12 protein-coding genes are annotated in these 12639 nt (G+C 63.2%); 9 read left to right on the top strand and 3 right to left on the bottom strand.

Annotation, left to right across the window (positions count from 1 at the left end; genetic code table 11):
• Window positions 1–54 precede the first annotated feature (54 nt).
• From ARTSIC4J27_RS00715 to ARTSIC4J27_RS00690, 6 genes are all read left to right on the top strand, one after another.
• Window positions 55–1545 (top strand): fumarylacetoacetate hydrolase family protein, encoded by a 1491-nt coding sequence (locus ARTSIC4J27_RS00715; RefSeq protein WP_050053294.1) that lies wholly within the window; start codon window positions 55–57, stop codon window positions 1543–1545.
• Entirely contained in the window at window positions 1538–2215 is a 678-nt protein-coding gene (locus ARTSIC4J27_RS00710) for a GntR family transcriptional regulator (protein ID WP_050053293.1), read from the top strand. Before ARTSIC4J27_RS00715 ends, ARTSIC4J27_RS00710 begins: the two co-directional genes overlap by 8 nt.
• A gap of 14 nt (window positions 2216–2229) precedes the next feature.
• On the top strand, window positions 2230–3768 hold the full coding sequence (gene hpaE / locus ARTSIC4J27_RS00705; RefSeq protein ID WP_050053292.1) for a 5-carboxymethyl-2-hydroxymuconate semialdehyde dehydrogenase: 1539 nt from the start codon (window positions 2230–2232) through the stop codon (window positions 3766–3768).
• A gap of 68 nt (window positions 3769–3836) precedes the next feature.
• Entirely contained in the window at window positions 3837–4916 is a 1080-nt protein-coding gene (gene hpaD, locus ARTSIC4J27_RS00700; protein ID WP_050053291.1) for a 3,4-dihydroxyphenylacetate 2,3-dioxygenase, read from the top strand.
• Window positions 4917–4918: 2 nt separating this feature from the next.
• Complete coding sequence (gene hpaH, locus ARTSIC4J27_RS00695; protein ID WP_050053290.1) at window positions 4919–5704, top strand: 2-oxo-hept-4-ene-1,7-dioate hydratase; 786 nt, start codon at window positions 4919–4921, stop codon at window positions 5702–5704.
• Complete coding sequence (locus tag ARTSIC4J27_RS00690; RefSeq protein ID WP_200900728.1) at window positions 5689–6516, top strand: HpcH/HpaI aldolase family protein; 828 nt, start codon at window positions 5689–5691, stop codon at window positions 6514–6516. Before hpaH ends, ARTSIC4J27_RS00690 begins: the two co-directional genes overlap by 16 nt.
• Window positions 6517–6583: 67 nt before the next feature.
• Here the strand turns inward: ARTSIC4J27_RS00690 and ARTSIC4J27_RS00685 are convergent, their stop codons facing one another.
• Genes ARTSIC4J27_RS00685 through ARTSIC4J27_RS00675 form a run of 3 tightly spaced genes read right to left on the bottom strand, consistent with a single transcriptional unit; the run spans window position 6584 to window position 9332 of the window.
• A complete protein-coding gene (locus ARTSIC4J27_RS00685) occupies window positions 6584–7720 on the bottom strand; it encodes a mandelate racemase/muconate lactonizing enzyme family protein (protein WP_050053289.1) in 1137 nt (378 codons plus the stop codon).
• Window positions 7717–8670, bottom strand: a complete 954-nt coding sequence (locus ARTSIC4J27_RS00680; RefSeq protein ID WP_050053288.1) for a dihydrodipicolinate synthase family protein — start codon at window positions 8668–8670, stop codon at window positions 7717–7719. Before ARTSIC4J27_RS00680 ends, ARTSIC4J27_RS00685 begins: the two co-directional genes overlap by 4 nt.
• Entirely contained in the window at window positions 8667–9332 is a 666-nt protein-coding gene (locus ARTSIC4J27_RS00675) for a GntR family transcriptional regulator (protein WP_235436469.1), read from the bottom strand. Before ARTSIC4J27_RS00675 ends, ARTSIC4J27_RS00680 begins: the two co-directional genes overlap by 4 nt.
• Window positions 9333–9453: 121 nt before the next feature.
• On the opposite strand from ARTSIC4J27_RS00675, the gene ARTSIC4J27_RS00670 reads away from it, so the two are divergent.
• The 3 genes from ARTSIC4J27_RS00670 to ARTSIC4J27_RS00660 are packed head-to-tail and all read left to right on the top strand — an operon-like array spanning window position 9454 to window position 12636.
• Window positions 9454–10800 carry an ABC transporter substrate-binding protein gene (locus ARTSIC4J27_RS00670; protein ID WP_161799505.1) on the top strand — a complete coding sequence of 449 codons (1347 nt, stop codon included), beginning with the start codon at window positions 9454–9456 and terminating at the stop codon, window positions 10798–10800.
• Between the two features lie 4 nt (window positions 10801–10804).
• A complete protein-coding gene (locus ARTSIC4J27_RS00665) occupies window positions 10805–11734 on the top strand; it encodes a carbohydrate ABC transporter permease (RefSeq protein ID WP_050053286.1) in 930 nt (309 codons plus the stop codon).
• The gene (locus tag ARTSIC4J27_RS00660; RefSeq protein ID WP_083435231.1) at window positions 11731–12636 is read left to right on the top strand and encodes a carbohydrate ABC transporter permease; all 906 of its coding nucleotides are present in this window, start codon (window positions 11731–11733) and stop codon (window positions 12634–12636) included. The genes ARTSIC4J27_RS00665 and ARTSIC4J27_RS00660 overlap by 4 nt, the downstream gene beginning before the upstream one ends.
• Window positions 12637–12639: the final 3 nt, after the last annotated feature.

Here is a 12639-nt window from a genome sequence, read left to right as displayed (position 1 = left end):
GGTCACAGCAGGAGAGTAATCGTATACGATTTCGTACTTCCAGTAGGAGATGCTTTGGAACAGGTCAACGGGGACACCCTCGCCGCGGCGCGCAAGGTGGTCGCGGTGCACATCAACTACCCCAGCCGTGCTGCCCAGCGCGGCCGGACTCCGGCCCAGCCTTCCTACTTCCTCAAGCCGTCGTCGTCGCTTTCCCTGTCCGGGAACGCGGTGGAGCGTCCCGCGGGCTGTGAACTGCTGGGCTACGAGGGCGAGATTGCCCTGGTTATTGGCAAGGCGGCCCGCCGGGTCGGGATCGATGACGCGTGGAGCCATGTCGCCGCGGTCACGGCCAGCAATGACCTGGGCGTGTACGACCTGCGCTGGGCGGACAAGGGATCCAACCTCCGGTCCAAGGGCGGTGACGGCTTCACCCCGGTGGGGCCGGCACTGATCCCGGCAGACGCCGTGAACCCCGCCGGCCTGCGGATCCGCACCTGGCACAACGGCCAACTGGTCCAGGACGACACCACCGAGGACCTGCTCTTCCCGTTCGCCCGCCTGGTCGCCGATCTGTCCCAGCTGCTGACGCTCGAGGAGGGGGACATCATCCTCACCGGCACCCCCGCCGGTGCTTCCGTCGCCAAACCCGGCGACGTCCTCGAGGTGGAGGTCTCCGCCGGGGAGCTCACCACCGGCCGGCTGGTCACCCGGGTGGAGGAAGGCACAACGCCGTTCGCGGACTTTGGTGCCGGACCGAAGGTTGATGACCTGCAGCGCGAAGAGGCGTACGGATCCCGCGAAGCCGCCGGACTCCCCACCGCCGAAGCGGCCGAGTCAGGCGCCGCGGTCGCGCCTTCCCTATCTCCTGAGCTGAAGGCGAAGCTGGAAAGCGTCGCCACGGCAACCCTGTCCTCGCAGCTGCGCAAGCGCGGCCTGAATAACGTCAGCATCGACGGGCTGCAGTCCACCCGCCCGGACCGCCGCGTGGTGGGCCTGGCCCGGACCCTGCGCTACGTCCCCAACCGTGAGGACCTGTTCAAGACCCACGGCGGCGGATTCAACGCCCAAAAACGCGCCATCGACTCCGTGAACGAGGGCGAAATCCTGGTCATGGAAGCCCGCGGCGAAAAGGGCACCGGCACCGTGGGCGACATCCTGGCCCTGCGCGCCCAGGTCCGCGGCGCCGCGGCCATCATCACCGACGGCGGCGTCCGCGACTACACCGCCGTGGCCGGCCTGGACATGCCCACCTACTTCGCCAACCCGCACCCGGCCGTGCTGGGCCGCCGCCACATCCCCTGGGACACGGACATCACCATCGCCTGCGGCGGCGCCACCGTCCAGCCCGGCGACATCATCGTGGCCGACTCCGACGGCATCCTGGTGATCCCGCCGGCCATCGCCGAAGAACTCGTGGAGGACTGCATCACCCAGGAGCAGGAAGAAACCTTCATCTTCGAAATGGTCAAGCAGGGCAACAGCGTGGACGGCCTCTACCCGATGAACACCGAGTGGCAGGCCCGGTACGAGGCATGGGAAGCCGGTAGCCAGGCCAATGACTGAGACTGCAGTTGACCCCGCCGCGGTCCCGACCGGCAGCAAATCCGAGCAGGCCTACCAGGCCGTCAAGGCGCGCATTGTGGAGGGCATCTACACTCCCGGGTACCGGCTGGTCCTAGGCAGCATCGCCAAGGACCTCGGCTTCAGCGTGGTCCCGGTCCGGGAAGCCATCCGCAGGCTTGAGGCCGAAGGCCTGGTGACGTTCGAACGCAACGTCGGCGCCACCGTGGCCGGAATCGACCCCACCGAATACCTCTACACCATGCAGACCCTAAGCATCGTCGAAGGCGCCGCCACCGCGCTGTCCGCTCCGCTGATCGATGCGGTGGCGATTGCCCGGGCCCGCGCCGTGAACGAGGAGATGCGCGAATGCCTGGAGCACTTTGACCCGGTCCGGTTCACGCAGCTCAACCAGGACTTCCACAGCGTCCTCTTCGAGCACTGCCCCAACCCGCACATCCTGGACCTCGTGCACCGCGGCTGGAACCGGCTGGCAGCACTGCGGTCCTCCACCTTCCGCTTCGTCCCCGGCCGCGCCCACGATTCCGTGGACGAACACGAAGCACTGCTCCAGCTCATCGAAACGGGAGCAGACGCCGACTCGATCGAAAAAGCAGCCCGCCTGCACCGTTCCGCCACCCTGGACGCCTACCTCGCCCAAGCCAAGCACTAGTAAGGACTTCAACGATGACGACCTCTGCAGAAACCGCCAAGCACTACGTGCCGCAGGACCTTCCCACCCACATCCAGCACTACATCAATGGCCAGTTCGTTGACTCGGTGGGCGGCAAGACCTTTGACGTCCTGGACCCGGTATCCAACCGGAACTACGCCACGGCTGCGGCCGGCCAGAAAGAGGACATCGACCTCGCCGTGGCCGCCGCCCGCGAAGCGTTCACTAAGGGTCCGTGGCCGAAGATGAAGCCCCGCGAACGCGCCCGCATTCTTAATAAGATCGCAGACGCCGTCGAGGCGCAGGAAGCCCGGCTCGCCGAACTCGAAACCTTCGACACCGGCCTTCCGATCACCCAGGCCAAGGGCCAGGCCCTCCGCGCGGCGGAGAACTTCCGGTTCTTCGCTGACCTGATCGTGGCCCAGTTCGATGACGCCATGAAGGTCCCCGGCTCCCAGATCAACTACGTGAACCGCAAGCCGATCGGCGTCGCAGGCCTGATCACGCCGTGGAACACCCCGTTCATGCTGGAGTCCTGGAAGCTCGCCCCGGCCCTGGCCACCGGCAACACCGTGGTCCTCAAGCCCGCCGAGTTCACCCCGCTCTCGGCCTCACTGTGGGCCACCATTTTCAAGGAAGCCGGCCTCCCGGACGGCGTGTTCAACCTGGTCAACGGCCTGGGTGAGGAAGCCGGCGACGCCCTGGTCAAGCACCCGGACGTCCCGCTGATCTCCTTCACCGGCGAGACCACCACGGGCCAGACGATCTTCCGCAACGCCGCCGCAAACCTCAAGGGACTCTCCATGGAGCTCGGCGGCAAGTCCCCGTGCGTGGTGTTCGCCGACGCCGACCTGGACGCCGCGATCGATTCGGCCCTGTTCGGGGTCTTCTCCCTCAACGGCGAACGCTGCACCGCCGGCTCCCGCATCCTCATCGAGCGGGCCATTTACGACGAGTTCTGTGAAAAGTACGCCGCCCGGGCCAAGAACATCGTGGTCGGGGACCCGCACGACCCCAAAACCCAGGTGGGCGCTCTGGTCCACCCGGAGCACTACGAGAAAGTGGCTTCCTACGTGGAGATCGGCAAGTCCGAAGGCCGGCTCCTGGCCGGCGGCGGCCGCCCCGACCACCTGCCCGAAGGCAACTACATCGCACCCACGGTGTTCGCCGACGTCGCCCCCGACGCCCGGATCTTCCAGGAGGAAATCTTCGGCCCCGTCGTGGCGATCACCCCGTTCGAGAACGACGACGAAGCCCTCGCCCTGGCCAACAACACCAAATACGGTCTCGCCGCCTACATCTGGACCCAGAACCTGACCCGGGCGCACAACTTCTCGCAGAACGTCGAAGCCGGGATGGTGTGGCTGAACAGCCATAACGTCCGCGACCTCCGCACCCCGTTCGGCGGTGTCAAGGCCTCCGGCCTCGGCCACGAAGGCGGCTACCGCTCCATCGACTTCTACACCGACCAGCAGGCCGTCCACATCACCCTCGGCTCTGTCCACACCCCCAAGTTCGGCAGCATCGAAGCCTCCGCCGCCAACGAAGGCTAGGCCCGGGCACCCGGCCCGGCCTGCCGCCGTCGTACTTATCCGATCCCTTTCAAAGAAGAGAGACCATCATGACCAACTTCGTCCCCACCCCCACCGTCCCGGCACCGGACATTGTCCGCTGCGCCTACATGGACATCGTGGTCACCGACTTCGCCAAATCCCGCGAGTTCTACGTGGACGTCCTGGGCCTGCACGTCACCGAAGAAGACGAAAACGCCATCTACCTGCGTTCGCTGGAGGAGTTCATCCACCACAACCTGGTGCTCCGCAAGGGACCCATCGCCGCCGTCGCCGCCTTCGCCTACCGGGTCAAGTCCCCCGCCGAAGTGGACGCCGCCGAGGCCTACTACCGCGAGCTCGGCTGCCGGGTCGAGCGGCGCAAGGACGGCTTCACCAAGGGCGTCGGCGACTCCGTCCGCGTCGAGGACCCGCTGGGCTTCCCCTACGAATTCTTCTACGACGTAGAGCACGTGGAACGCCTCACCCAGCGCTACGACCTCTACTCCGCCGGCGAACTGGTCCGCCTGGACCACTTCAACCAGGTCACCCCCGACGTCCCCCGCGGCCGCGCCTACCTCGAAGACCTCGGCTTCCGCGTCTCCGAAGACATCAAGGACTCCGACGGCGTCACCTACGCCGCCTGGATGCACCGCAAACAGACCGTCCACGACACCGCCCTGACCGGCGGCAACGGACCGCGCATGCACCACGTCGCGTTCGCCACCCACGAAAAGCACAACATCATCCAGATCTGCGACAAAATGGGCGCCCTGCGCATCAGCGACCGGATCGAACGCGGCCCCGGCCGGCACGGCGTGTCCAACGCGTTCTACCTCTACATCCTGGACCCGGACGGCCACCGCATCGAGATCTACACCCAGGACTACTACACCGGCGACCCCGACAACCCCACCATCACCTGGGACGTCCACGACAACCAGCGCCGCGACTGGTGGGGCAACCCCGTCGTCCCCTCCTGGTACACCGAAGCCTCCCTCGTCCTGGACCTCGACGGCAACCCCCAACCCGTCATCGAACGCGAGGAAAAGTCCGAAATGGCCGTCACCGTCGGCGCCGACGGCTTCTCCTACACCCGGCCCAGCGAAGCAGCGGGGGCTGAGGGGTTCAAGCTGGGAGCGCAGCTGTAGCCATGCTGGATGCAACGACGATTGAGGCCATCGCTGACGAGCTGCTGGAAGCCGGCCGCTCCCGCACCCCGGTGCCGCGGCTGACTGCCCGCTACCCGCACATGACCGTGGAGGACTCCTACGCGGTGCAGCAGTTGTGGCGGCGCCGGAATGAGGAAGCCGGCCGGACCCTGGTGGGGCGCAAGATCGGCCTCACGTCCAAGGCCATGCAGGACGCCACCGGCATCACCGAACCGGACTACGGCGCCATCTTTGACGACATGGTCCTCGAAACCGGCTGCTCGGTCGAGTGGGACCAGTACACCCACCCCCGGGTGGAGGTGGAGCTGGCGTTCGTGCTGAAGGACGGCCTCAAGGGACCCGGCGTCACCATCTTCGACGTCCTCAAAGCCACCGACTACGTGGTCCCGGCCCTCGAAATCCTGGACTCAAGGATCGAGATGGAGGGCCGGACCATCGTGGACACCATCTCCGACAACGCCGCGATGGGCGCCATGGTGATCGGCGGCCGCCCCGTGAAGCCGGACGCCGTGGACCTCCGCTGGGTCTCCGCGATCCTCTACAAGAACCAGACCGTGGAAGAAACCGGTGTGGCCGCCGGCGTCCTGGACCACCCCGCCAACGGGGTGCACTGGCTGGCCAACAAGATCGCCGCCCACGGCGACTCGCTCAAGGCCGGGGACATCATCCTCGCCGGATCCTTCACCCGCCCGCTCTGGGTGCACAAGGGCGATACCGTCCACGCCGACTACGGACCCCTGGGGAGTGTCACATGCCGATTCCACTAGAAAACACCTTCCGGTCCGCCCTCGCTTCGGCGAACCAGCCGCTGGCTGGGATGTGGGTCTGCTCCGGCAGCCCGCTGATCGCCGAGCTCTGCGCCGGATCCGGCCTGGACTGGCTCCTGATCGACGCTGAGCACAGCCCCAACGGCCTCGAATCCATCCTCGCCCAACTCCAGGCCACCCACGGCTACCCCGTCCAGGTGATGGTCAGGCCGCCGGTCAACGACACCGTGCTCATCAAGCAATACCTGGACCTGGGCGTGCAGAACCTGCTCATCCCCATGGTCAACTCCGTCGCCGAAGCGGAGGCAGCGGTGGCGGCCACCCGCTACCCGCCCCAAGGCGTCCGCGGTGTCGGTTCGGCGCTTGCCCGCGCTGCCGGCTGGAACCGGGTCCCGGACTACCTCGCCCGCGCCAACGAAACGATCAGCGTCACCGTCCAGATTGAGTCGACGGCGGCCGTGGACTCCGTGGCGGACATCCTGAAAGTCGACGGCGTAGACGCCATCTTCATCGGCCCGTCCGACCTCGCCGCCTCCATGGGCCTGCTCGGACAGCAGGAACACCCAGAGGTGCGCACCGCCGTCGAACACTGCCTCGCAGCCGCCACGGCAGCCGGAAAACCGGCCGGCGTCAACGCCTTCAACCCCGACACCGCCCACCACTACCTCAACAAAGGCGCCAACTTCATCCTCGTCGGCGCCGACGTCGCCCTCCTCGCCAGAGGCTCCGAGGCCCTCGCCAACCAGTACATCCATCCCGCTGACGGCGAAACCCCGGTGGTTAAACCTGAGGCAACCCGGCGGAGCTACTGACCAGCAGATCGGCTTTCGCGGCACTAACACTCGGAGCTATATCTTCCGTGCGGCTCGGCAGGCCGGCTTAGCAATAAGCCAGGGATCCATCTGGCCGTACTGGAAGCTGACGCTCCCAGTGGACATAGTCATCTGTGGCCAGGGCAGCTTCGTCGATGTCGATTCCCCAGCCGGGGCGGTCCGGGCGGAGTTCCAGGTGGCCGTCGGTTGGGAGATAGGGATCGGGGCACCATGTGGTTTCTTCGAGTTTGTATTCGAGGATGGAGAAGTTACTGCAGGCTGCAGCAAAATGCAGGTTATGGGCGACTGCGAGCGGGCCCATGGGGTTGTGGGGTGCCACGGTGGTGAAGTGTGCTTCGGCGATGGTGGCGATTCTCCGCATTTGGGATATTCCTCCCATGACGCAGATATCGGGCTGGATGATGTCTGCTCCCGCGCCCGTGAGGAGGCTCAGGAACTCGTTTGCTGAGTAGAGGCTCTCCCCGGTCGCCAGCGGGACCTGAAGTTCGGCGCGGAGCCTGTGCCATGCCGGGAAGTATTCGGGACGGATAGGTTCTTCGAAGAACAGTGGTTGGTATGGCGCGAGGGCGTTGCCGAGTTGGAGTGCTTGGTACGGCTCGAAAATCTTGGCGTGTGCATCAAAAGCAAAGTCCCAGGCGTCGTCAGATGCTTCCCTTACTGCCGCGAAGTAGTCAGCCGTTTCCTTCACTACCAGCCCCCAGCGGCGGTTGTGCAGGTCACCCCTGAACGGGCTTAGCTTGAAGGCGGTAAACCCGTATTGTTCGTTGAGGTCTTGGGTGATGTCCCGGCATAGGGCGGGATCCGGAGCTGAGTAGACGCCTGCGTATACGGAGACCCGGTCGCGTACTGATCCGCCGAGGAGGCTGTAGACGGGAACGTCGAGGGCTTTTGCCGCAATGTCCCAGAGCGCGTGGTCAATCGCGGAGATTGCTGCCAGTCCGATGGCTCCTTGTGGAAACCGGGCTTTGCGGATGAGTTTTTGCGTTACGTACTCCACACGTCGGGGATCATCCCCCTTGACCTGCTCAAAGAGATAGTCCAGGACTGGCACCAGGGACCAGTCGGGGCCATGGTTGTAGGCTTCGCCCCATCCGGAAATTCCTTCGTCGGTGTCTATCCGCAGGAGCAGCCGTGGTCGGTTTCCAACCCGCTGCATGAAGGTCTTGAACCCGGTGATTTTCATACAACCACCGCAGCTTTGGAGGGCCGACGTTGAGTGGGGAGCAGATTGTGCGTAGTTGCCCAGTCTGCGAGGATGTCGGCAATTTCGGTTCGGTCCGAGTCGTTCACTTCGCGGCTGGGCGGCCGGATGGCTCGGTCACAAAGGCCCAGTTGTGCGAGGGCTTCTTTGACCACGCTGACGTTGTTGGCGGACCGGTGTTCGGCGCGCATTTCTTCGAACCTGGATATCCGTGCGAGCAGCGCCCCGGCCAATGGGTAGTTTCCGTCGCGCAGCGCGTCACGGAGGGCAAGGGACAGTTCCGGATTGACGTTGACGAGTCCCGAGGTGAAGCCTGCTGCCCCGTGTGCGGCGTAGGACAGAGCATAGGGTTCAGCCAGACCGGCCACCCAGACGAATCGGTCAGCGCCGGCCAGATCCCGGATCCGCGCAAACTGCGTCGGATCCGGTAGGGCATATTTGATGCCGATGACGTTCGGGCATCGATCGGACAACTCGACCAGCATTGCCGCGGTCACCCATTCATTACGGATGTAAAGGACGAAGCCCATTTCCGGGACAGCGGAGGCAATTTGGGCATGATATTCCACCCAGCCTGGAGCGGAGATATGCGGGTGGGTGGGCTGGTGGATCATGGCCATCGGGATGCCCACCCCCCTGCCGAGGCGTGCATCGGTAATGGCTGTTTGGATGTCATGCCCGATGCCCAGGAGCAGGAAAGCGTCATCACCGGCGGCTTCGGCCGAAGCCTCGATAAGAACATGGCGCTCTTCGGTTGTCAGAGCATAGAACTCACTCGTATTCCCGTTCGGGGTGATGGTTGTAACGCCGCTGGTAATCAGCCGGCGAAGAAGCGTCTTGAACGTAGGGACGTCCGGGGCGCCATCCCTGTAAGGCGTCACAGGTATGGCAACGACGTCGGCCAGCGCTGCACGGAGTGCTGTAAAAGTCATGATTGCCCCTTGGCAATTTGTCCCACGGCGCGGGCGGCGAAGCTGTTGATGTGGTTGAGAACGAGTTCTGCTGCCCTGCCGGCGTCCCCGCTTCGTGCCGCTGACAGGATTTCGGCGTGCTCGTCCGCTTCTTCCTCCCAGGAGTGCTGCTTAATCCAGGCGTTCGCCGAAATGAGGGCCGTCTGCTCCCGGAGTCCGTCGAGCATCTGAGTCAAAACGGTATTGCCGCAGTTGGAGTAGAGAAGCTGGTGGAAATCCCGATTGGCCAGGCTCCGCTCGGCTTCGTCTGCCGCTCCGGCCGCACGGTCGAGCGCTGCCTGCGCCCGGTCCATATCGAAGCCCCTCTCGACCGTTCGTGCCACGGCGACGGGCTCAAGGAGGGACCGAACGTCGAAGACGCTTCTGGCCATCTCCTCGTCGACAACCCGGACAGTGGCGCCCTTATATTCGCTCATCGTCACTAGTCCGGCTCCAGCGAGTGTCTTCAAGGCCTCCCTGACCGGTGTCTTCGATATTCCAAACCGGCGCGCCAGTTCAGTCTCAACCAGAGCCTGCCCGGCGGGAAGCTCTCCGGTCAGGATGGAGCGGCGGAGTGCCTCTACGACGAGGTTTGTCCTGGACGCTGCCGGCAATAGAGCGCCAGACATGACTTCGGTACCCACAATAAATTCCTTTCGACAAAACCGATCATATCAGGAACATCGTATGTAGTATACGATGTATGAGCGGCGGCACGTTGAGGCCGGCTCTCCCCGACAACCTTCCATCGAGAGGAACGCAATGATGCGTAAGAACAAGGGACCTTCACTCCCTAAGGCACGTGGTTCGGCGCCCGCCCTGGCAGTGGCATTCCTGCTCACCGGCATGCTGGGCTTGACTGCCTGCGGTTCCGGCGGTGCCGCGGAGAACTCAGCTGACGGCGGCCCTGTCACACTGGAACTCTGGGACACAGACACCCGGCCTGAGCGCACTGAAAACCTGAAGAAACTGATCAGCATGTTCGAGGAGAAGAATCCGTCCATCAAGGTCAATTACCTTGGCCTGCCGACGGACTCGTACATGCAGAAGATCAGCACGGCGATAGCTACCAAGGCGACACCAGACATCATTACGCCGAAGGCATCCGACATCTCGGCGCTTGTGGCGCAGAAGGCTCTTGCCCCGCTGGATGAGAAATTTGAAGGCGGCGGCTGGGACGACAAGATTTCATCCGCCATGACCAAGTCCTCCAAGGCTGCATCTCCGGACGGGAAGCTGTACCTGACGCCCGCCACGAGTTTGGCGGATGTCATCTATTACCGGTCAGACTTCTTCAAAGACGCCGGGTTGTCCGCTCCTACTTCCTGGGACGACTTTTACGCGGCAGCGGACAAGCTCACCGACAAATCAACGGGGAAGTTCGGCTACACCCTGCGCGGTGGAAACGGCTTCTTCTCGCAGTTTGTCCAGATGGTTTACCCGCAAGCCGGCGTTGATACATTCTTCCGCGAAGACGGCACGTCAACCCTGAACGATCCCGCAGTCGTAGCCGCGGCCGAAGATTACGTCGATCTCTACGGCAAGGACACCGCTGAGAGTGACCTGACTGCTGACTTCAAAACGATGGTGGCCCAGTTCGGCTCCGGCGGAGCGGCCATGCTCAGCCACAGCATCGGTTCCTACCCCACCCACGTCGCCGCCCTCGGCGCCGACAAAGTCGCAGCGGTGGCACCATTTCCCTCAAAGTCGGGCAAGTCAGTGCTCTCCGGTCGCATGACCACCGGCTTTGCCATGTTCGAGGCCAGCAAACACAAGGAAGCTGCCTGGAAGTTCCTTGAATACACCATGAGTGTTGTGGGCAACAGCTTCTGGGCGCAGAAATCCGGTTACCTCCCAGGCAATCTCGAAGTCGCCAAGGAGGCCTGGGTTACCGAGAACCCCGCTATGCAGACGTCCATCAAGGCACTTGAAAATAAAGACGCAGTAGTACTTGAACAGCCGTTTTACCTGCCGGAGTTCAATTCCATCACGACTACAGAGATGCTTCCTGAATGGCAGCGCGTCCTTCAGAAGCAGCTTTCAGTCAAAGATTTCCTGACCCAATCGGCCGAGAAGCTCACGAAGGCCCAACAAAAGTACATGAAGAAGTGACGCCATGTCTGTCATAACCCCCGAGCGTCCGGCGCGATCGAAACAACGAAAACCGAATGCCAAGCTTCGCCGCTTCTACCCCTACTTCCTGATCGGCCCTGCCGCCGTGCTGACGCTGGTGTTCCTGGTCTACCCGGTAGGCAGCGTCTTCTATTACAGCCTTCAGCACTCCAACGTCACCCAGCCGTGGAACGACGGGTTCGCCGGCCTGGACAACTTCATCGCCATGGGCGCTGACCCGCTCTTCTGGCGCAGCCTTACCTTCACGCTGCAATGGGTGGTGGTGGAGGTGGGACTGCAGTTCATCTTCGGGCTGGCACTGGCACTGCTGATCAACAAAACGTTCATCGGCCGGGCCGTCGCACGCTCGCTCGTCTTCTCTCCTTGGGCAGTTTCGGGCATCCTCACCACCACCATCTGGATCCTGATCTACAACCCGTCAACCGGAATCGGCCGCTACCTCGCAGATCTCGGAATCGGCGAATATGGGTTCTCGCTCCTGTCCGGCAGCGGAACAACGTTCTGGGCCGTGGTCCTCGCGGAAATGTGGAAGGGCATACCCTTCTTTGCGATTCTTATCCTGGCCGACCTCCAATCGGTGTCCCTCGAACTCTATGAATCCGCAGACGTCGATGGAGCCGGGACGGTGCGGAAGTTCCTGTCCATCACATGGCCCCACATACGGCAGGCTGTCATCATCGCCACCCTGCTTCGGGCTGTATGGGAGTTCAACAACGTCGACCTCCTCTACACCCTGACCGGTGGCGGACCTGCAGGTGCCACCACCACGCTGCCCCTCTACGTCGCACAAACAGCCATCCATGACCGGGACTTCGGTTACGGCTCCGCTCTGACAGTGGTGGCCTTCATGATCCTGACCTTCTTCTCGCTGGTCTATCTGCGCATCACCAAGTCCAAAGAGGATGACAAATGACCTCCTTGCTTCCACAAACCACGGCGACCCGCCCACTGGCAGGGGACGAGGGCGAGTACACAAACCGGTCACTCAGCCCCTTGAAAAAGCGGGCGCGCCGCATAGACCGGATCCTGACCTACGTGCCGCTGGCACTGTTCCTCGTCTTCACGCTCGTACCGTTCTATTGGATGCTGCTGTTCGCTTTCCGCCCCTCAGGATCGACGTCGCTGGTCCCGTGGCCGATCACGCTCGAGCATTTCGAGACGGTATGGAACGGGTCGGGATTCGGTATTTACTTCAAAAACAGTCTCTTCGTAGCCGTTATGAGCCTGCTGACCTCGACCGTGATCGCGCTCCTGGGCGGCTATGCGCTTGCCCGTTTCAAGTTCCGCGGAAAGACACTATTCCTGGTAGCCATGCTCTGTACACAGTTCGTGCCCGGGGCCATGATGCTCATCCCACTGTTCGAGATCTTCAATGCGGTCGGCCTCACCGACAGCCTCTGGAGCCTCATTATCTCGGACACCGTCTTTCACCTTCCGCTGTCCCTGATCCTGATGTCAGGCTTCATCAGGAATGTCCCCGTGGAACTGGAAGAAGCTGCCTGGGTAGATGGCTGCACCCGTATCCAGGCATTCCGGTTAGTCGTGCTTCCCCTCCTAAAGCCCGGCATCGTGGCCGTTGGTTCCTTCGCCTTCATCAGCGCCTGGAACAACTTCCTCTTCGCCATCATGTTCATCAGCAGCCAGGACCAATTCACCGTCCCCGTCGGTCTCAGCTACCTGCTCGGCGAATTCGGTGCCGACTTCGGGGCCCTCGCCGCTGGCGGCGTCATAGCCATCATCCCCGTGGTGCTGCTCTTCGCCTACGTCCAGAAATTCCTGGTCCAGGGCCTCAGCGCCGGAGCCGTCAAGGGATAACCG

Origin of the sequence: Pseudarthrobacter siccitolerans (genome assembly GCF_001046895.1) — a bacterium.
GTDB lineage: Bacteria > Actinomycetota > Actinomycetes > Actinomycetales > Micrococcaceae > Arthrobacter > Arthrobacter siccitolerans.
This window is presented reverse-complemented; position numbering and strand designations above follow the sequence as displayed.

Bases quoted from the DNA above. Each gene is read 5' to 3' on its own strand.
- hpaE (WP_050053292.1), top strand. From the start codon at position 2,230: ATGACGACCTCTGCAGAAACCGCCAAGCACTACGTGCCGCAGGACCTT.
- ARTSIC4J27_RS00665 (WP_050053286.1), top strand. From the start codon at position 10,805: ATGTCTGTCATAACCCCCGAGCGTCCGGCGCGATCGAAACAACGAAAA.
- ARTSIC4J27_RS00690 (WP_200900728.1), top strand. From the start codon at position 5,689: ATGCCGATTCCACTAGAAAACACCTTCCGGTCCGCCCTCGCTTCGGCG.
- hpaD (WP_050053291.1), top strand. From the start codon at position 3,837: ATGACCAACTTCGTCCCCACCCCCACCGTCCCGGCACCGGACATTGTC.
- hpaH (WP_050053290.1), top strand. From the start codon at position 4,919: ATGCTGGATGCAACGACGATTGAGGCCATCGCTGACGAGCTGCTGGAA.
- ARTSIC4J27_RS00680 (WP_050053288.1), bottom strand. From the start codon at position 8,670: ATGACTTTTACAGCACTCCGTGCAGCGCTGGCCGACGTCGTTGCCATA.
- ARTSIC4J27_RS00670 (WP_161799505.1), top strand. From the start codon at position 9,454: ATGCGTAAGAACAAGGGACCTTCACTCCCTAAGGCACGTGGTTCGGCG.
- ARTSIC4J27_RS00660 (WP_083435231.1), top strand. From the start codon at position 11,731: ATGACCTCCTTGCTTCCACAAACCACGGCGACCCGCCCACTGGCAGGG.
- ARTSIC4J27_RS00710 (WP_050053293.1), top strand. From the start codon at position 1,538: ATGACTGAGACTGCAGTTGACCCCGCCGCGGTCCCGACCGGCAGCAAA.
- ARTSIC4J27_RS00685 (WP_050053289.1), bottom strand. From the start codon at position 7,720: ATGAAAATCACCGGGTTCAAGACCTTCATGCAGCGGGTTGGAAACCGA.